Below are 19,394 nucleotides of genomic sequence, written 5' to 3'. Positions count from 1 at the left end.
CGGAGCCCGGAACGGCGTGCGGGCTGATGCGGGGCAAACCCGTTGCTAGGCGAAAATATCCCGCACGATTTCAGGCAGATGCGGATGGGAGGCCAGCAGGGGGCTCCATTCGGCCAGTCTCTTCAGTTTCTCCGGGGGCGGGGTGTCGAAGTCCTCCGGCCTGGTGAAGCCGATGCCTTCCAGCATCCGGCGGAAGGACTGTTGCTTGCGGGGGCTAAGCTCCCATTCATCGCGGAAGGCAACCGCGTTTGCCTCGTTGGTTACCTGCGCGCCGGTTGCCGTGTTTATGGTTGTGTAGGCTTCATCGTAGTTCGCGGCCATTGCGCTGGCGTAAACCGTGATCTCGATGTTCAGCTCACCGCGTTTGTATTGGGCCCGGCGGTGCGCCAGCAGGTCTGCGCGGGCGGCGGCTTCCTCTTCTTCCGTCATCGGCGGCACTGACCGCGGAACGGAACCGTCCCGGGCCGCAAGCTCCAGATACTCCGGCGAATTGGTCAGCTCAGAAACCTTTTTCATGGCGTCAATCTGCCTGTCGACGCCGCGGGTGATGACCCGGTCAACCAGTTCCTCGCGGGTCATCTGCACCTTGTCGGTGCCAAAGGTCCAGGATTTGACCAATGTTCCCAAGCCTCTCGTTGCACGGTTGGTCAGAAACTGAAGCCGGTCCAGCAGCCTGCTTGCATCCAGGGTTTCCTGCGAAGCCTGCCTGCCGGGGCCATCATGCGCCGAAAGCTGTTCCAATTTCACCGTTTCCAGCGATGCCTCCAGCTCCTGCCGCTGCTTTGCCGTCATTCCCTTGCTCAAATCGTCAACCAGGAAGTCAAAGACGTTCTGCTTCAGCGCCGCCTGCTCGGTTTCAATGATCGATTGTATCAGGTCCAGCGCCGCCTGGGTCTGCGGCGGCAGAGTGAGCGTGAGGGCCATAGGCGGGGCATAGCCCGGAGCGGACAGGGTTTGTCCCGGCTGGTAGCGGCTTGCCTGATCCTGAAGCGGCGCCCCGCCCGTCCCGGCCGCGGCGGACGGCTGAAACAGCGCCGCTGTGTAGGACGGTGTCTGTGTGCTGACCTGCATGGCTCACCCCTTCATGGCTCAAACATCCATGGGTTGAGCATGGCAGTCAGAAATTAAGCCCTGCTTTGCGCTGCCGTGAACCCAAGGTGAAATCGCCCGGGCACAGCGCAGCCCGGCAAAGAAAAAGGGCGGCTGCCCGCCGCCCTCTGCCATTTCTGCTGGCTGCGCTTACTTGAAGCTCTTGCTGTCCTTGATCTGGTCCCAGGCCCACATGACTTCCTGCAGCTGCTCCTCCTGGCTGCGGTCGCCGCCGTTCATGTCGGGGTGCAGTACCTTGATCAGCTTCTTGTAGGCCTTGCGGATATCGGCCTTGGACCAGTCGTCCTTGGCCTCCAGAATCTCGACCGCGCGGCGCTCGGTCGGCGGCAGGCGGCGGCCCGCCTTGGCGCTGCGGCCCGGGTTCTGGGTCGCATTGGCGCCCAGCACCTGATGCGGATCCTCGATGCCCAGCCGTGCCCAGGCGCGCGCCTCGGGGTCGCCCATCGGCTTGGTCTCGCGCTCCCAGACCTTGTCCTTGGAGCGCTGGGCGTTCATTTCCGCCTCGGTGGTGCCTTCGAAGAAGTTCCACTGGTTGTTGTATTCGCGCACGTGCTCCTGGCAGAACCAATAGAAGTCATCCAGCACATCCGGCGCTTTGGGGGCGCGGAACTTGCCGGCCTCCTCGCAGCCGTCCTTGTCGCAGATGCGCTGGGAGGTTTCGGAGGCGCCGGTGGCCGCCCGGCGCCCGCGCGGGTTCTTCTTTTTCGCGGAGCGGACGGACATATCAAAGCCAAAAGGATCGGACTTGCTCATGGGGGTGCACCTTCTAGACGCATCTGTTCGACTCGGAGGCAGCAGTTTAATCTAAGGCGCGCCAGATTGAAGAGGGCGCAGGAAAAATTTCTGGGGATGAGCGGAAAATGAGCGTGAAAGACGAAATCGAAGCGGCGCTGCAAGAGGCCTTTGCGCCCGCAGCGCTGGAGGTTGTGAACGAAAGCGGCAAGCACGCGGGCCACGCCGGCGACGACGGCTCGGGCGAGAGCCATTTTGCCGTGATGATCCGCGCCGAGGCCTTTCAAGGCATGAACCGGGTGGCGCAGCACCGGGCGGTGCACAAGGCGCTGGGCGGCATCGTAGCGCGCATCCACGCGCTGGCGCTGGATATTGGCGTCTGAATAGATGCGGGGGAGGCTCAGTCCTCCCCGTCGCCTTTCTGCGCGGCGCGCTGTTTCAGCGCGGCGGTCATGCCGGAGACCGGGCTCAGCTCCTCGACACCGTCGTCGGCCTGCATTTTCGCGGCGCCGGGGCCGGGCACCTGGGCTGCATCCGGCGGCGCCTGCGGGTCGCCCGCAGCCGCGGTCAGCGGCGGCTCGCTGTGGCGGAACTCGGGCGCTGGGGCCGGGGCCTCCGCCGGGGCCGCGGCAGGCTGGGCCGCAGCGACGGAGCGGCGGAACACCATGACGTTGCGCCAATTGGTGGTGGAGCCGGTCAGGCCGGACCGCTCCTCGCTCGGCAGCAGCTCTGCCCGCTGGAACTCCCAGCCCTCGGCGGCCATCTCGTTCAGCAGGATCTCAACCGAATTGGCAAAGCGCGCCTCCGGGGTCTTCACGCCCTTGGCTTTGGTGCCTTTGGCGGGGGCGGGGACAACTTTGTACTCGTAGGCTGGCATGCGGGCTCTCCTGTCTCAGGGGCAGGTTTAGCGGATAAGGAGGAGGGGTCAAGGCGCGGGTTGTGGCGGTAGGCGGGGTGCTGCAGGGTGCCGCCATTGTTGTGGCAAAAAAATGGGGAAGAAATTGGTTCAGCCAGTCACGGGTGCACAGATAGGGATTCGCGCCAAGGAAGTTATTCAAGCGGGCGAAGAGCTCTACCTTGCCGTCGCCTACTGGAGCGGTGGTACGGCGAAGTTTCTGGGGGTCTCTGCGCGGGAAAATGTCAATGTGGTTCTCGACGTGCAAAGCGGTGGTACTCAACCAACAGAACTAAGAGCGCTTATGGGGTGTCCCGGCGTGACGGTTAAGGTTTTGGATGGATTACATGCCAAGATATTCGCGTCCAGATCCAAAGCCCTGGTTGGCTCCGCGAATGCTTCCCTGCGGGGATTACACTTCGGAGGCAGTGGAAACCATGAAGCATGTGCATATTTCGACAAGCCAAAGCATGCGAAACCGTTCTTCGAATTGGCCAAGTCAATGTTTGGTCAAGGCGTGGAGGCAACCGAGGACCATGTCCGCATCTGTGAGGAACGGTTCGGGAAGGCGCCGGTCAGCGAGCAAGAGTTCGGGGAGCCAGAAAAGCTGTCCCTCTACGAAACTTTGACTCAGCAACCGCATGTGCTCCGCAATATGCCGGTTCTAGTTACAACGGCAACTGTTCCCCCGAGTGTGGTGCGCGAAGACTATAAAAAACAACGCGAAGATCTTGGCCCCGAGGCAGCGGAAAAAGAATACGATAAGACCAAATGGGAATACTTCGGTTGGAAGTTGAACGAAAAATACCGGGAGAAAGCTTGCCTGGCTTTTCACGTGGGAGAGCAGGGGGGATTATATGTAAATTTGGTCCGGCCTTCTTCTTATGAGGCCGAAGGCGCTACCTTTGCCAAAATCCTTTGCTGGGAAGAAGTTGAAGGTTTGAAATACAAGGCCGGTGGAATGCGACGCATTGTGAACACGGGAAAAGTCCACCAGGACTTGATCAGAGCGCTAAAGGAGCTTGCCAGCTTTGGTGAAGAAGATTTCGAAAACTGGTTTGTAAGCTGCAACGAGCTTGCGAACAGGGTGAAGAGTTCCGGGCGGGCGTAACGCTGGTTCGCCAAGAGCCGCAGGCTGCGTATGTTCCGCCCGGCGGCACGCCGGGCATTGCCCGGCCGCCCCCATGGGCGGGCACTTCGTTTCCGCCCGCGGCCGGGCAATGCCCTCAGTGATTGGCCGCCACCCGGTGCACAGGGGGTGTACAGGCGGTGCACGCATGTCACACCCGGATTAGACATGAAAAAAGGGCGCCGCAGGGGCGCCCTTTTGCAATCCAATTTTCCGCTGATCAGCCGCCCAGTTTCTTGGCAACCAGCTCGTTCACCGCCTTGGGGTTGGCCTTGCCGCCGGTGGCTTTCATCACCTGGCCGACAAACCAGCCAGCCAGTTTCGGGTTCACCTTGGCCTTCTCCACCTGCGCCGGGTTGGCGGCGATGATTTCGTCCAGGGCGGTCTCGATGGCGCCGGTGTCGGTCACCTGTTTCATGCCGCGTTCTTCGACGATCTGCGCCGGGTCGCCGCCTTCGGTATAGACGATCTCGAACAGGTCCTTGGCGATCTTGCCGGAGATCGCGTCGGAGGCAATCAGGTCGATGATGCCGCCCAGCTGCGCCGGGGAGACCGGGAAGTCGGTGATCGCGTGGTCTTCTTTCTTCAGACGGCCGAACAGCTCGTTGATGACCCAGTTGGCAGCCAGCTTGCCCGAGCGGCCCTTGGCGGTTTCCTCAAAGAAGGCCGCCGATTCCACATCCGCGGTCAGCACTGACGCGTCATAGTCGCTGAGGCCGAAGTCACTGATGAACCGCGCCTTTTTCTGGTCCGGCAGCTCCGGCAGATTGGCGGCGATACCGTCCACCCAGGCCTGCTCGATTTCCAGCGGCAAGAGGTCGGGATCGGGGAAATAGCGGTAGTCATGCGCTTCTTCCTTGGAGCGCATGGAGCGGGTTTCGCCCTTGTCCGGATCATAGAGGCGGGTTTCCTGGTCGATCTTCCCGCCGGCCTCGATGATGGCGATCTGGCGGCGTGCCTCGACCTCGATCGCCTGCTGGATGAAGCGCATGGAGTTCATGTTCTTGATTTCGCAGCGGGTGCCGAGGTGGGAGAAGTCCTGGGTTTCCTGGTACTTCTCATACTGGCCCGGCAGGCAGACCGAGACGTTGACGTCGGCGCGCAGGTTGCCGTTCTGCATGTTGCCGTCGCAGGTGCCCAGATACTGCATGATCTGGCGCAGCTTGGCGATATAGGCGGCAGCTTCTTCCGGCCCGCGGATGTCGGGGCGCGAGACGATTTCCATCAGGCAGACGCCGGTGCGGTTCAGGTCGACAAAAGACATGTTGGGGTCCATGTCGTGGATCGATTTGCCCGCGTCCTGCTCCATGTGGATCCGTTCGACCCGCACGTTGCGCGCGGTGCCGTCGCCCAGTTCCACCAGCACTTCGCCTTCGCCCACAATGGGGTGATAAAGCTGGGAAATCTGGTAGCCCTGCGGCAGGTCGGGATAGAAATAGTTCTTGCGGTCAAAGGCCGACCACAGGTTGATATCGGCCTTCAGGCCCAACCCGGTGCGCACCGCCTGTTCCACGCAGTATTCGTTGATCACCGGCAGCATGCCGGGCATCGCCGCGTCGACCATGGCCACATTGGAATTCGGCTCGGCGCCGAACTTGGTAGAGGCGCCGGAGAACAGTTTGGCATTGGAGCTGACCTGGGCATGCACCTCCATGCCGATGACCAGTTCCCAGTCATGCTTGGCGCCCGCGATCACCTTGGGCTTGGGGAGTTCATATGTCAGGTCGAGCATGGTTTTCCGCCGTATCCGAATGTCTGTGTCTGGCAAGCGTTCTAGGCTTGTGCGGGCAGAGGGGCAAGGGGGCAGGCGCCGGAGAAAGCTCTGAGCCGTGCCGAACGTCCCTATTTTGCGCGGGCTGAAAGCCCGGGCAGCGCCCGTCCGCCCCCCCTGGGCGGGCGCTACGCTTCCGCCCGCGGACGGGCGCTGCCCTTCGCGATGGTTCGCTTGGTGCTGATTCAGCCTCTTGGCGATGCGCGCGGGCAGGGGTAGAACTGGCAGCCCGAGCAGAATATCAGGAGGCCGCCTTGGACACATCCGCCCGTATCAGCCAGACCATTGCCGGTGAAATCAGCGCCAGCGCGAAACAGGTAAGCGCCGCAGTGGCGCTGCTGGATGAAGGCGCCACGGTGCCCTTTGTCGCGCGCTACCGGAAAGAGGCGACCGGGGGCTTGGACGACAGCCAGCTGCGCACCCTGGCGGAGCGGCTGGAATACTTGCGTGAGCTGGAGAAGCGGCGGGGGGCGATCCTCGAGTCGGTGAAGTCCCAGGACAAGCTGACTGAGGATCTGGCGGCCTCGATCGCCAGGGCGGAGACCAAGGCGCAGCTGGAGGACATTTATCTGCCCTACAAGCCCAAGCGGCGCACCAAGGCGATGATTGCGCGCGAAAACGGGCTGGAGCCGCTGGCGGAGGCCATTCTGGCCAACCGCAGCGCCGATCCGGAGAAACTGGCGGAGGGGTATATCACCGAGGCCGTGGCCACTGTGAAGGACGCGCTGAACGGAGCGCGGGATATTCTGACCGAGCGGCTGACGGAGAATGCGGATCTGCTGGGCCGGCTGCGGGCGTTTCTGCAGCACGAAGCCGTGGTCACCGCCAAGGTGGTTGAAGGCAAGGAGCAGGAAGGCGCCAAGTTTTCGGACTATTTTGCCCATAGCGAGCGCTGGGCGGATGTGCCCTCGCACCGCGCACTTGCGATGCTGCGCGGCTCTAACGAAGGGGTGCTGACGCTGGATGTCGGGCCGGAGCCGGAAGAGGGCACGGCGCGGGCCGAGGCGATGGTCGCGGCGGTGCTGGGTGCGGGCGGCCAAGGCCCGGGCGATAAATGGCTGCGCAAGGTGGCGGGCTGGGCCTGGCGGGTGAAGCTGTCGCTGTCGATGATGCTGGAACTGATGGGCGATCTGCGCGGCCGTGCACAGGAAGACGCCATTCAGGTGTTTGCGCGCAATTTGAAGGACTTGCTCTTTGCTGCGCCAGCCGGTGCGCGGCCGACTCTCGGGCTGGACCCGGGCATCCGCACCGGCGTCAAGGCGGCAGTGGTTGATGCAACCGGGAAACTGGTGGCCACCGAGACCTTGTACCCGTTCCAGCCGAAGAACGATCTGCGCGGCGCGCAGGTGTCGATTGTGAAGCTGATCGCCGAACATGGGGTAGAGCTGATCGCCATCGGCAATGGCACCGCCAGCCGCGAGACCGAGAAGATGGTGGCGGAGGTGCTGAAGCATCTGCCGGCCAAACTGAAGGCACCCACCAAGGTGGTGGTGTCTGAGGCCGGCGCCTCGGTCTATTCGGCGTCCGAACTGGCCGCAAAGGAGTTCCCGGATCTGGATGTGAGCTTGCGCGGGGCGGTGTCGATTGCGCGGCGCCTGCAGGATCCGCTGGCGGAGCTGGTCAAGATCGAACCCAAAAGCATCGGTGTGGGTCAGTACCAGCACGATGTGGACCAGCACAAGCTGTCGAAATCGCTGGAGGCGGTGATCGAGGATGTGGTGAACGCGGTGGGCGTCGACCTCAATATGGCCTCCGCGCCGCTGTTGAGTCATGTTTCCGGCCTTGGCCCCGGCCTGGCGGAGGCGATTGTGGCGCACCGGGATGTGAACGGAGCGTTCAAATCGCGCCGGGAGCTTCTGAAGGTCGCGCGGCTTGGCCCCAAGGCGTTTGAGCAATGCGCGGGCTTTCTGCGTATTCGCGACGGCAAGGAGCCGCTGGATGCGTCCTCGGTCCACCCCGAAAGCTACGGCGTGGCGCGCAGGATCGTGGCCGCCTGCGGGCGCGATATCCGCCAGATCATGGGCGATGAGGCCGCGCTGAAAGGCTTGCGGGCAGAGGAGTTTGCGGGCGGCGATGTTGGCCTGCCCACCGTGCGCGACATTTTTCAGGAATTGGAAAAACCGGGCCGCGACCCGCGCCCGTCCTTCGTGACGGCGTCTTTCAAGGATGGGGTGGAGGAGATCACCGACCTGAAGCCCGGCATGGTGCTGGAAGGCACGGTCACCAATGTGGCCGCCTTTGGTGCCTTTGTGGATATCGGTGTGCATCAGGACGGTCTGGTGCATGTGAGCCAGCTGGCCGACCGGTTTGTGAAGGACCCGCATGAGGTGGTGAAGACTGGTCAGGTGGTCAAGGTCACGGTGACCGAGGTGGATGTGCCCCGCAAGCGTATTGGCCTCACCATGAAGAAGGACGGCGGTGCGTCCGCCAAGGAAGAGCGCAACGCGCGCGGCCCTGCCAAAGGCGCGGGCCCGCATCGCGGCGGCAAGCCGGGCGGGCCGCAGGGCGGCAAGGGCGGCCGGGGCAAGATGCCTGCCGGACCCAAGGGCGGCAAGCAGGGCAGCCAGGGGGCAGGTCAAGGCACCGGCGCGCTGGGCGCGGCCTTGATGGATGCGTTCAAGAAGAAATGACAAGACGGGGCCTCGGCCCCGTTCCTGCTGCCCGGGCTGAACTCAGGCCGGGCTGAACTGCAGGCCTTGCTTGGTAAAGGCAACCTTCTGGCCGCCCTCAATCTCCTCGCGGAACTGCCCGGCGATAGCCTGCAGCGCGCCAGCATGGCCGCGGGCAGCAAAGCGGCTGAGCGAGGTGACGCGGGCGCTGTTGTCGAACCCTTCGGCGGCATGGGCCCAGACCAGCGGATGCAGTTCCTTCAGGTGGTCGCGGATCAGCCAATCCGCAGCTTCTGCAATCTTCAGCCGCGGCACGTCGGCTTGCAGGTTCTGTCCCAGGCCCTTGCGCAGGGTGACGGTGCAATAGGCGGCCAGGAGGTTGATCATCTCCTGCGAGGGATTGGCGGCAACGATGTCCTTGAGCCCGTCCAGAAAGAAGCGGGTGTCGACCCGGGCGCAGGCCTGGTCGTCGACGGTGATGGCGTCGAAATAGACCCAAGTGTAGCCGCCCGCACCCCAGATGCCGTCTGTGCGCGAAGCGGTGCGGCGGGCCTCCAGCTCCAGCGCGGCAAAAGAGCCGGACCAGCGCGGCAGCATATGGGTGCCAAGGGTGCGCATGTGGCGGTGATTGCTTGGGGCAAGGTCGATCAGGGCGCCGAACTCGTCGGCGACCCGCAGCGCTTCGCCATTGTGCCCGGCCAGCAGCGAGCATTGGGCGCCTTTGAGGAAAGGGCTGTTGCGGCTGACGTCCGCCAGCGGCTGCAGCAAGGCGGCAGCACGGTCGAAATGGGCGGCGCAGCGGCGCTGGCTGGACGGGTCCGCCGCCTGGGTCTTGCCCGGTGCGCGCCAGGCCCAGCCGATGTCGATATGCGCGAGCGCCACCAGCGCGGTCAGATAGGGGTTGTGGCGGTGTTCGGCGCGCAGGGCTTCAAAAGCCATCAGCCCGCGGATCAGGCTGCGGCTGCTGGCGTCTTCCTGCTCGGCCAGAGCATGTTCGGTGGCGTTCACCACGTCGGCGCGGGCGCCATAGGCGATCAGGTCGGCAACGGGCAGGCCGCAGCGGGTGGCGGTGCGCGCCTCATCCGCCGCACGGATCTGGCGGGACAGGTCCTCCCATCGCTCCTGGCGGGCCAGAAACTGGCCCCGGTTCTGGGCATCGGCGTTTTCCGGGTCGTCTTCGGTACTGCAGACGGGGATCGACAGGCTGTCCTCCAGCGGCCGGGTCAGCAGCGCTTCGGCCGGGGTCGGAGAGGGGGCAGGTTCCGGACGCGCAGCGGGCCGGAGGCGGTTGGAAACCTTGCCGGAAATCCGGGACAGGAGATCCCGCGCCTGTCGAGACGGTGTGAGCATTCGTGCTTCCTGATAAGTGGCAGCTTATTGTTGTTCACAGTTTCGTCAGGCAATGGGGCGCAAAGATGGCGGCACTGGGGAAGTTCCGGTCCCAAGGCGGATTAATGCCTGCTTTGCGGGAGGGGCTCAGAAGGCCGTGAAGTGATGCCGTTGGGTCAGGACCCCGCGCTTCTGGAATTCGCCATCCAGTTCGCCGTGGGGCGGGGTGGCTTCCTGAGGCAGCCGGATGCGCTGGCCGCTGCGCAGGATCAGGGTGGCGCGCACCGAGAAGTCCCAGCGGGTGTCAAACCGCACCTTGTTCAGCTCGCCCAGGTCCGCACTGCCGGTCAGGCTGCCAGTGAACCATTCGATGCGGGTGCCGGAAATGCTGAGGCCTGCCAAGGGGTTGCGGATCAGATCTGCGAGCGCGGGCAGCACCGGCAGGGCCAGCAGCAGAACCAGCCACCAGGCGGCCTGCAACAGCAGCCACAAGACCAGCAGCGCTGCCAGCCAGCCGCCGGTAGCGAGCATCGCGGCCGGCGTGCGGCCCCGGCGGGAGAAGCTGTAGTCTTCCGCCGGGGTCAAGGTTTCAGGTGTCTCAGGCATCCAGGATCCTTGTGACCATTTCATTGGTGTCGCGGCTGAGGCCTTCTGCGCCGGCGATCCGCGTCAGCTGCGCGCGGATCAGCGCCTGCCGGTCGCTGCCATAGCGCTTCCAGGTCTGGAAGGCGGCGCACATGCGGGCAGTGGTCTGCGGGTTAAGCTTGTCCAGCGCAATCAGGTTGCCGGCCAGCAGCTGATAGCCTTCGCCGCTGGCATGGTGGAAGCCCGCGTGGTTGCCTGCCAGCGCCCCCATCACCGCGCGGAAGCGGTTGGGGTTCTTCATGTCAAACAGCGCGTGCCGGGTGAGGTCTGCGGCGGTGGCAGCCGTCTTTTCTGGCGCGGAGCAGGCGATTTGCAGCGCAAACCATTTGTCCATCACCAGCCGGTCGTCCTGCCATTGGTCAAAGAACGCCTGGCTTTGCGCCTCGCCCTTCTCAGCCTTCATCAGCGCAGCCAGGGCGGCATATTGCTGGGTCATGTTGTCCGCGGCTTCATACTGGCGCGCGGCCTGCTCGCCGCCGTCCAGCCGGGTCAGCAGCGACAGGATGCGGCCATTGAGGGCACGTTTTCCGGCCCCTTCGGCATCGGGCGAGTAGGGGCCTTCGACGGTGGTCGCCGCATAAAGCCGGGGCAGGCTGGTTTCCAGCTGCTGCGCCAGGACCTGGGTAAAAGTCTCCGCCGCGTCATAAATCTTTTGCGGATCAGGGGTGAAGCCCCGGTCATGCAGGCTCTGGGCAATGTCGGCCTGGCTGGGCGGTGACAGCACCAGAGCGCGGAAGGCCGGGTCCTGACCGTCGTCACGCACCAGTTTCTCCAGCGCGTCCAGATAGGCCGCATCCGGTGCGGCGCCATCCAGCACCATCGCCACGCGGGTTTCCTTGGCCAGCGCGTTGCCCGCCTCCCAGCGGTTGAAGGGATCGGTGTCATGGGCCAGCAAAAAGGCGCGTTCGGCGTTGGTGGTCTCGCGCTCCAGGATCACCGGGGCGGAGAACTCGCGCAGGATCGAGGGGACGGGTTTGGAGGCGAGGCCTTTATATGTGAAGCTCTGCTTGGCCTCGGTGAGTTCCAGCACTTGCGTTGAGTGGACCTCATCGCCGTTGGGTGACAGCAACCCCACCGCCATCGGGATCACCCGCGGCGCCTTGTCCGGTTGGCCGGGGGTGGGCGGTGTCGATTGTTCGAACGTCAGGGTATAGGTGCCGTCGGCATAGTCTTCAGTGACCTTGACCCGCGGGGTGCCCGCCTGGCTGTACCACAGTTTGAATTGCTGCAGATCGCGCCCGGTTGCGTCCTCGAACACCCTCAGCCAGTCCTCGATGGTGCAGGCCTGGCCGTCGTGGCGCTCAAAGTAGAGCTTCAGCGCCTTGTAGTAGTTTTCATCGCCGACAAGCCGTTTCAGCATACCGATCACCTCGGCGCCTTTTTCATAGACGGTGGCGGTGTAGAAGTTGTTGATCTCCTGGAACTGTTCCGGGCGCGGCGGATGGGCGAGGGGGCCGTTGTCCTCAGGGAACTGGCGGGCGCGAAGCGTAATCACATCGTCGATCCGCTTCACCGGTTCCGAGCGCATGTCGGCGGTGAACTGCGCGTCGCGGAAAACCGTCAGCCCTTCCTTGAGGCACAGCTGGAACCAGTCACGGCAGGTGATCCGGTTCCCGGTCCAGTTGTGGAAGTATTCATGGGCGATAATCGCCTCAATACGTTCGAAATTTGCATCTGTGGAGGTTTCAGGCGATGCCAGAACGCAGGAGGAGTTGAAAATGTTCAACCCCTTGTTCTCCATCGCACCCATGTTGAAGTCGTCCACGGCGACAATGTTGAACAGCTCCAGGTCGTATTCCAGGCCGTAGACGTCCTCGTCCCATTTCATCGACTTCTTCAGCGCCTCCATGCCGAAGGCGCATTTGTTTTCATCCCCGGGGCGGACCCAGATGTTCAGCTCCACCTCCTTGCCGGACTTGGTGGTGAAGCTGCCGGGATGGTTCACCAGATCGCCCGCCACCAGCGCAAACAGATAGGCCGGTTTCGGCCAGGGGTCATGCCATTCGGCCCAGCCTTCTCCCGCGCCCGTGGGGTTGCCGTTGGACAGCATCACCGGCTCGTCGCCCTCAATCCGCACAGTGAAAGTGGACATCACATCGGGGCGGTCCGGGTAATAGGTGATCTTGCGGAAACCCTCGGCCTCGCATTGGGTGCAATACATGCGGTTCGACATGTAAAGCCCCTCCAGCGCGGTATTGCCGGCCGGATTGATCTCCACCTCGGCTTCCCAGGTAAAGGGGGCGCTGGGCACATCGCATTTGAGGCCGCCATCGACCAGCTCTGGCGTCACGGCCCCGCCGTCGATTTTGGCGGAGATCAGCTGCAGCTCCTCGCCGTGCAGAAAGAAGGTCTTGTCCGCCGCATCCGCCTTGGGTGCAAAGCGGATCTTGCTGAGCACCCGGGTGGTTTCCGGTGTCAGGCGGAAGGTCAGGTGAACGCTTTCGACGTCAAACCCAAAGGGGGTGTAGTCTTTCAGATAGAAGGTCTGGGGCGTGTCTTTGGCCATTCTCGCTCTCCTCTGCACTGCTTCTTTCAGGTGTAGCGGACAGGGGCGGGACTGCAAGCGGAATGGCGGCGCAGGGCCAGTAACCGGAAAAATCCGCAGCACTTTCTTGAAAAACAAGAAATTGAGTTCGGTTTCACAAGGTGCCTGGTTTGTTGCCGATCGGAAACTTTTGTTCTAGATGGATCGGCATACAGTGGTGTACCGCCGAAAGGAACAAAACATGAGCCGGGTCGAGAAACAGGGAATTCAGGTGGCGCCGGAGCTGGCGGAGTTTATCGAGAAGCAGGCGCTGCCGGGCACCGGCGTCGATGCGGATGCGTTCTGGCAGGGCCTGGCGGAACTGGTGAATGGCTTTGGCCCGGAGAACCGGGCGCTTCTGGCAAAACGCGAGGAGATCCAGGCGAAGATCGACGCCTGGCATATCGCCAACCGCGATAAACCGCATGACCATGAGGGCTATAAGGCGTTTTTGGAGGACATTGGCTATCTGCTGCCCGAGGGAGCGGATTTTGAGATCGAAACGCAGAATGTTGATCCCGAGATTGCCCAGGTGCCGGGGCCGCAGCTGGTGGTGCCAATCACCAATGCCCGTTACGCGCTGAACGCGGCCAACGCGCGCTGGGGCAGCCTGTATGACGGGTTCTATGGCACCGATGCAATGGGCTCTGCTGCGCCTGCGGGCGGCTATGACCGGGGCCGCGGCGCGCGGGTTGTGGCGCGGGCGCGGGTCTTCCTGGACGAGGCCTTCCCGATTGAGGGCGCCAGCCACGCGGATGTGCGCCGCTATCACGTGCAGGACGGCCAGCTGCTGATCGACGATTTGCCGCTGGCGCAGCCGGAGAAATTCGCAGGCTACCGCGGCAACCCCAAGGCGCCGGATTCGGTGCTCTTGCGCAACAATGGCCTGCATGTGGAACTGGTTTTTGACCGCGCCCACGCCATCGGCGCCCGCGACCAGGCCGGGCTGGCGGATGTGCGGCTGGAAAGCGCGATGTCGGCGATCATGGACTGCGAGGATTCGGTTGCTTGCGTCGATGCCGAGGACAAGGTGCTGGCTTATTCCAACTGGCTGGGCCTGATGAAGGGCGATCTGGAGGCGGTTCTGGACAAGGGCGGCAAGACCATTACCCGCCGCCTGAACCCGGATTTCGGCTTTACTGCGCCAAATGGCACGCAGTTGACGATCAAAGGGCGCGCCCTGTTGTGGGTGCGCAATGTGGGTCATCTGATGACCAACCCGGCGGTGCTGGATGGCGATGGCAAGGAGGCCTTTGAAGGTCTGCTGGATGCGCTGATCACCGTGATGATCGCCATGCACGACCTGAAACGGGACAGCGGCAACTCCGCCCATGGCTCGGTCTATGTGGTGAAACCCAAGATGCACGGGCCGGAAGAAGTGGCATTCGCTGACCGGATCTTTGCCAAGGTTGAGGACATCCTGGGCCTGCCGCGCCACACCGTGAAAATCGGGATCATGGATGAGGAGCGCCGGACCTCGGTCAACCTCAAGGAATGCATCCGCGCCGCCAAGCACCGGGTGGCCTTCATCAATACCGGCTTCCTGGACCGCACCGGCGACGAGATCCACACCTCGATGGAGGCCGGGCCCTTCAGCCGCAAGGACTTCATCAAGCGCAAGGCCTGGATCGGGGCCTATGAAAACCTGAACGTGGATATCGGCCTGGAGTGCGGGCTGTCAGGGAGGGCGCAGATCGGCAAGGGCATGTGGGCGATGCCCGACATGATGGCGGCGATGATCGAGCAGAAGATCGAGCATCCGAAGTCCGGCGCCAACTGCGCCTGGGTGCCAAGCCCGACCGCGGCAACGCTGCATGCGCTGCACTACCACAAGGTGGATGTGCTGGCGGTGCAGGAACGGCTCAAATCCGGCGGCCGCCGCGCCCATGTGGATGGAATCCTGGAAATCCCGTTGGCCACCTACCGCAAATGGACCCCGCGCCAGATCGCCCGCGAAGTGGACAACAATGCGCAGGGGATCCTGGGCTATGTGGTGCGCTGGGTCGATCAGGGTGTGGGCTGCTCCAAGGTGCCGGACATCAACGACGTCGGCCTGATGGAGGACCGCGCCACCTGCCGGATCTCCGCCCAGCACATCGCCAACTGGCTGCATCACGGGGTGGTCAGCGAAGAGGAAGTCCTGGGGAGCTTGCGCAAGATGGCCAAGGTGGTGGATGAACAAAACCGCGGCGACAACAGCTACCGGTCAATGGCGCCGGGCTTTGACACCATTGCCTTCCAGGCGGCGTGCGATCTTGTGTTCAAGGGGCGGGTGCAGCCCTCGGGTTATACCGAGCCGGTGCTGCATGCGCGGCGGCTGGAACTGAAGGCGGCCGGGTGACATAGAGAAGGGGCGAGGGGCCGGCCCCTCGCGCTCCCCGGAGTATTTCCGGAAAGATGAAAGGGACGGGACATGAGTATTTCTTTGCGCCGGGCGCGCACGATTATCCGCAAGGCGCTGGAAAAGGGCCGTGAGATGGAGCTGAAGCCGCTGTCGGTGGCGGTGCTGGATGCCGGCGGCCATGTGCAGGCCTTTGAGCGCGAGGACGGCGCCGCGCCGGGCCGGTTTGCGATTGCCCATGGCAAGGCTTACGGCGCGGTGATGCTGGGCATGGCCGGATCGGCGCAGATGGCGCGGGCGGAAGCCCAGGCCTATTTCATGGCCGCGGTCAATGGCGTCTACGGCGGCCAGGTGGTGCCGGTGCCGGGCGGCGTCCTGGTCCGCGACAAGAAGGGTGCGGTGATCGGCGCGGTTGGCGTTACCGGTGATACCTCGGACAATGACGCGGTTGCCGCTATGGCGGGCATTGAGGCCGTGGGGCTGGCCGGCGAGATCTGACCGGCGAAATCCGGCCCGGCAAACCTGACCCGCGCCGGACCGGAATGCACTCTGTGCTGCGCTGGGCGCGCGGTGGTTCATACACACTCCCTGCCGGGCCGCCCGGCGGGGATTTTGCAGTCTGTGCGCCCGTGAACAGTTTGTTGCGCCGCTTCCGCTGTTGAACCCGGCTGGGGGCAGGGCTAGGTTTTCCTTCAGGAAATGGATGTACGAGTGGATTATGGCGCGACCCAAAGTTGGCATTATCGGCAATTCCTACCTGATCAATGATCAGTACCCGGTTCATGCGGGCGGCACGATGAATTCCGAAGCGATTGCCGAGGTGGCCGGCTGCATGCCGCTGATGATCCCTTCGGACCCGCGTTTTGTCACCGTGGACGAACTGCTGGAGACCTTTGACGGCTTTCTGCTGACCGGCGGCCGGCCAAATGTGCACCCGCATGAATACGGCGAGGCCGAGACCGAGGCGCATGGCGCCTTTGACCGGGCCCGCGATGCGATCACGCTCCCGCTGATCCGCGCCTGCGTCGAGCGCGGCCAGCCGTTTCTGGGCATCTGCCGCGGTTTTCAGGAGGTGAACGTGGCGATGGGCGGGTCCCTGTACCCCGAAATCCGCGACCTGCCGGGGCGGATGAACCACCGGATGCCGCCGGATGGCACGCTGGAAGAGAAGTTCGCGCTGCGCCATACGGTCAAGTTCAACCCGGGCGGGGTGTTCCACCGCCTGTTCGGGGCCGAAGAGGTGATGACCAATACGCTGCATGGCCAGGGCATCAAACGGCCGGGCGCGCGGGTGGTGGTGGACGGCCAGGCGCCCGACGGCACCCCGGAAGCGGTTTATATCAAGGATGCGCCGGGCTTTACCCTGTCGGTGCAATGGCACCCGGAGTGGGAGGCCGCAGCCGATCCGGTGTCGCGGCCGCTGTTCGAGGCCTTTGGCGCCGCCGTGCAGGCCTGGGCCGCGGGCGGCCCGCGGGCGGGCCTGCAAAAGAAGTCGGCATAGGTTTCATTCATGACAGATGAAGGTGCAGGCAGCGCTGCCTTGCGTCAGGGGCCGTTCACTGTCCGGTGCGGCAGGGCTGAAGATGCGGCAGCGCTGGCGGGTGTGTTTCACTCGGCCGTGCATGCCATTGCCAGCCGCCACTATACGCCGGAGCAGATTGCCGCCTGGTGTCCGGAGGTTCCGCCGGCGGAGCTGTTCCGGCAGCGGGTTTGCGATGGCCGCAAGCTGTGGGTGGCCGCGGATGAGGCGGATGTTGCTGCCGCCTTCATCGACCTGGAGCAAGACGGCCATATCGACATGCTGTTCTGCCACCCGCGGGCTGCGGGTCAGGGTGTTGCGGCAGCCTTGTGCCGGCAGTTGGAGGCCGCGGCGCTGGCGCAAGGGCTGGGGCAGCTTCATGTGAATGCCAGCGAGGCCGCGCGCGGGTTCTTTGAGCGGCAGGGTTTCGCCGTTGAACGGCGGCGCGAGGTGGAGCGCCGGGGCGTGACGCTTCACAACTACCGCATGGTGAAATCCCTGATCTGAGAAATTGCGGCCCGCCGCCAGGGACAGGCCGCAGTCTTGGTCAGATCAGCAGATCAAACGCATGCATCAGCGGCAGCTGCCGTGCCCGCTTGCCGGTGAGGTCAAACAGCGCATTGGCCAGCGCCGGTGCCGCGGGCGGGGTGCCGGGCTCGCCTGCGCCGCCCATTTGGGCCTGGGCCTCCAGCACCCGGACCTCGGTCTGCGGCATCGTGTGCATGCGCAAGGCGTCATAGTCGGGGAAGTTACCCTGTTCCGCCGCGCCGTTCGAGAAGGTGATTTCGCCAAAGCAGGCCGCCGACAGGCCATAGGCCATGCCGCCGAACATTTGCGCCTTGACGATCTCCGGGTCGATGGCCCGGCCCATGTCGCAAGCGATCCAGGCCTTAGCGATGCGGATGGCACCGTCTTCCTCGACCACTTCGATCACCTCGGCCACCGGCGTGCCGAAGCTGTAGCACATGGCGACGCCGCGGCCGGTGCCCTCAGGCGTTTGGCCAGTCCAGCCGGACATCTCCTTTACCGCTTCCAGCACACCCGCAGCGGGGGCCCATTCGCGCCGGGCAAGGTCCAGGCGGAATTCCATCGGGTCGGTGCCAGCCGCATGGGCCAGCTCATCGATGAAGCTTTCGACAAAGAAGGCGTTGAAGCTGTTGCCGACCGAGCGCCAGAAGCCGACCGGGATCTGCACATCCGACAGATGGCCCGCCATGCGGAAGTTCGGGATTGCATAGGGCGGGTTGTAGAACCCTTCCACATGCACCTTGTCGGGGCCGGAGGGGGTAAAGCCAGCCAGCCGCTGCATCGCCTGATGGGTCGGCGAGGCTGCCGCCACCTTGCCATCCAGAAGCATGGCCCGGCCGTCCTTCACCGCGCCGCGCATCCGGGCCATGGCGCCGGGGCGGTACATGTTGTGGCGCATGTCTTCCTCGCGGCTCCAGGTAAGCTGCACCGGCACGCCGGGCATTTCCTTGGCAACACGGGTGGCCAGCACCGCATAGTCGAATTCCACCCGGCGCCCGAATCCGCCGCCCAGATAGGTGGTGCGGATGTCCACCTGTTCACTGTCCAGCCCCGCCTCGGCCGCGCAATGCGACTGGGTAAAAGTAGGCATCTGATTGCCGCACCAGACGGTCAGCTTGTCCCGCTCCAAGAGCGCGGTGGCGTTCATCGGCTCCATCGTGGCATGGGCCAGATAGGGAACCTGGTAGTCCGCGGTGAATTCCGTTGCGCCTTCGGGCAGCTGGTCCGCATCGCCATCATCGCGCATGACCGAGTTGGGTTCCTCGTCAAAAGCTTCGGCAATGCGGGCAAAGATCTGACCGGTTTCCGGCGGATAGGGGGCGTCTTCCCATTCCACCTCAACCGCCTCTACCGCCTGCATGGCCAGCCAGGTGTTGCTGGCCACCACGGCGATACCGGGGCCCATGTCGATCACCTTTTCAACGCCGGCCATGATCTGCGCCGCTGTGGCGTCAAAGCTCTTCATGCCGCCGCCCTGGCGCGGGTTCATCCGCAGCGCGGCAAACTTCATCCCCGGCAGCCGCACGTCGATGCCGAATTCCGCGGTGCCGGTGGCCTTCTCCACCATGTCGAGGCGCGGCTGGGATTTGCCGATCAGCCGCCAGTCGCTGCCCGGGCGCAGCTCTGCCTCTATTGGCTCCAATCCGGCAGCCTCAGCCGCCAGATCGCCATAGCGAATTGCGGTTCCGTCCGGTGCAATCACCGCGCCTTTGGTGGTGCTCAGCTGGCTGCGGCTGATGCCAAGCCGCTCTGCCGCCGCCTGTTTCAGCGTCTCCCGGGCCGAGGCACCGGCCAGCCGCATCCGCTTGAATCCGTCCTTCATCGAGGTTGACCCGCCGGTGCCATGCAGGCTCAGCACCTTGCCCAAGTGTCCCAGCGCCTCGCCGATGGAATGCTTGAAATTGCTGGTGTCATAACCCTTGCTCGGCAGCGCATCCGCCATGAAGGCAGAGTTGTAATAGGCCTTGGCAGCAGGCCCGTGCAGGACACGCACCTGGTCCAGCTCCACGTCCAGCTCTTCGGCGATCAGCGCCGCCCAGCTGGTTTTCACCCCCTGTCCCATCTCGGCGCGCGGCGCAAACAGGGTGACGCCGTTCTGGTCGATCAGCACGAAAGGGTTTAGCGCGGCCTCCCCGTCGCCCGGCTGCAGCGGATTGGGGGCAGGCCGGCTGACGTAATAGGTGCCAAAAGCCACGCCGCCGACGATGGCGGCAGAGCCGATCAGGAACGTGCGGCGGGCGATTTTTGCAATGCTGGCCATGG

Annotated in this window: 15 protein-coding genes; 7 read left to right on the top strand and 8 right to left on the bottom strand. The window is 64.0% G+C overall.

Annotation, left to right across the window (positions count from 1 at the left end):
- Nucleotides 1-45: 45 nt before the first annotated feature.
- A complete protein-coding gene (locus ACXAEH_RS08335) occupies nucleotides 46-1,071 on the bottom strand; it encodes a hypothetical protein (protein WP_475031994.1) in 1,026 nt (341 codons plus the stop codon).
- Between the two features lie 168 nt (nucleotides 1,072-1,239).
- Complete coding sequence (locus ACXAEH_RS08330) at nucleotides 1,240-1,863, bottom strand: DnaJ domain-containing protein (RefSeq protein ID WP_475031993.1); 624 nt, start codon at nucleotides 1,861-1,863, stop codon at nucleotides 1,240-1,242.
- Between the two features lie 107 nt (nucleotides 1,864-1,970).
- Between ACXAEH_RS08330 and ACXAEH_RS08325 the strand changes: the two genes are divergently transcribed.
- Entirely contained in the window at nucleotides 1,971-2,225 is a 255-nt protein-coding gene (locus ACXAEH_RS08325; protein WP_475031992.1) for a BolA family protein, read from the top strand.
- Between the two features lie 17 nt (nucleotides 2,226-2,242).
- Here the strand turns inward: ACXAEH_RS08325 and ACXAEH_RS08320 are convergent, their stop codons facing one another.
- A complete protein-coding gene (locus tag ACXAEH_RS08320; RefSeq protein WP_475031991.1) occupies nucleotides 2,243-2,719 on the bottom strand; it encodes a DUF4177 domain-containing protein in 477 nt (158 codons plus the stop codon).
- A gap of 112 nt (nucleotides 2,720-2,831) precedes the next feature.
- Between ACXAEH_RS08320 and ACXAEH_RS08315 the strand changes: the two genes are divergently transcribed.
- Nucleotides 2,832-3,848, top strand: a complete 1,017-nt coding sequence (locus tag ACXAEH_RS08315) for a phospholipase D family protein (RefSeq protein WP_475031990.1) — start codon at nucleotides 2,832-2,834, stop codon at nucleotides 3,846-3,848.
- Nucleotides 3,849-4,086: 238 nt separating this feature from the next.
- On the opposite strand, the gene gatB is transcribed toward ACXAEH_RS08315, so the two are convergent.
- The gene (gene gatB, locus ACXAEH_RS08310; protein ID WP_475031989.1) at nucleotides 4,087-5,598 is read right to left on the bottom strand and encodes an Asp-tRNA(Asn)/Glu-tRNA(Gln) amidotransferase subunit GatB; all 1,512 of its coding nucleotides are present in this window, start codon (nucleotides 5,596-5,598) and stop codon (nucleotides 4,087-4,089) included.
- 293 nt (nucleotides 5,599-5,891) lie between these two features.
- Here gatB and ACXAEH_RS08305 point away from each other — a divergent pair, with 293 nt between their 5' ends.
- A complete protein-coding gene (locus ACXAEH_RS08305) occupies nucleotides 5,892-8,267 on the top strand; it encodes a Tex family protein (protein WP_475031988.1) in 2,376 nt (791 codons plus the stop codon).
- 42 nt (nucleotides 8,268-8,309) lie between these two features.
- Here ACXAEH_RS08305 and ACXAEH_RS08300 read toward each other — a convergent pair whose 3' ends face one another.
- The 3 genes from ACXAEH_RS08300 to pepN all read right to left on the bottom strand — a co-directional run bounded on the left by ACXAEH_RS08300 (nucleotide 8,310) and on the right by pepN (nucleotide 12,726).
- Nucleotides 8,310-9,596 (bottom strand): hypothetical protein, encoded by a 1,287-nt coding sequence (locus ACXAEH_RS08300; RefSeq protein WP_475031987.1) that lies wholly within the window; start codon nucleotides 9,594-9,596, stop codon nucleotides 8,310-8,312.
- Nucleotides 9,597-9,722: 126 nt separating this feature from the next.
- Complete coding sequence (locus tag ACXAEH_RS08295; RefSeq protein ID WP_475031986.1) at nucleotides 9,723-10,181, bottom strand: hypothetical protein; 459 nt, start codon at nucleotides 10,179-10,181, stop codon at nucleotides 9,723-9,725.
- Nucleotides 10,174-12,726, bottom strand: coding sequence for an aminopeptidase N (pepN, locus tag ACXAEH_RS08290; RefSeq protein ID WP_475031985.1), 2,553 nt, complete (start codon nucleotides 12,724-12,726; stop codon nucleotides 10,174-10,176). The genes ACXAEH_RS08295 and pepN overlap by 8 nt, the downstream gene beginning before the upstream one ends.
- Nucleotides 12,727-12,946: 220 nt before the next feature.
- Between pepN and ACXAEH_RS08285 the strand changes: the two genes are divergently transcribed.
- The 4 genes from ACXAEH_RS08285 (at nucleotide 12,947) to ACXAEH_RS08270 (ending at nucleotide 17,111) form a co-directional block, all read left to right on the top strand.
- Entirely contained in the window at nucleotides 12,947-15,085 is a 2,139-nt protein-coding gene (locus tag ACXAEH_RS08285) for a malate synthase G (protein WP_475031984.1), read from the top strand.
- 72 nt (nucleotides 15,086-15,157) lie between these two features.
- The gene (locus ACXAEH_RS08280; protein WP_475031983.1) at nucleotides 15,158-15,583 is read left to right on the top strand and encodes a GlcG/HbpS family heme-binding protein; all 426 of its coding nucleotides are present in this window, start codon (nucleotides 15,158-15,160) and stop codon (nucleotides 15,581-15,583) included.
- 220 nt (nucleotides 15,584-15,803) lie between these two features.
- Nucleotides 15,804-16,586 carry a gamma-glutamyl-gamma-aminobutyrate hydrolase family protein gene (locus ACXAEH_RS08275; protein WP_475031982.1) on the top strand — a complete coding sequence of 261 codons (783 nt, stop codon included), beginning with the start codon at nucleotides 15,804-15,806 and terminating at the stop codon, nucleotides 16,584-16,586.
- A 9-nt stretch (nucleotides 16,587-16,595) separates the two neighbouring features.
- Nucleotides 16,596-17,111: a GNAT family N-acetyltransferase gene (locus ACXAEH_RS08270; RefSeq protein ID WP_475031981.1), complete on the top strand. Its 516-nt coding sequence runs from the start codon at nucleotides 16,596-16,598 to the stop codon at nucleotides 17,109-17,111.
- A 40-nt stretch (nucleotides 17,112-17,151) separates the two neighbouring features.
- On the opposite strand, the gene ACXAEH_RS08265 is transcribed toward ACXAEH_RS08270, so the two are convergent.
- The gene (locus ACXAEH_RS08265) at nucleotides 17,152-19,392 is read right to left on the bottom strand and encodes a xanthine dehydrogenase family protein molybdopterin-binding subunit (protein ID WP_475031980.1); all 2,241 of its coding nucleotides are present in this window, start codon (nucleotides 19,390-19,392) and stop codon (nucleotides 17,152-17,154) included.
- Nucleotides 19,393-19,394: the final 2 nt, after the last annotated feature.

It is taken from the genome of Leisingera sp. ABM4_060, from assembly GCF_056158765.1.
This window is presented reverse-complemented; position numbering and strand designations above follow the sequence as displayed.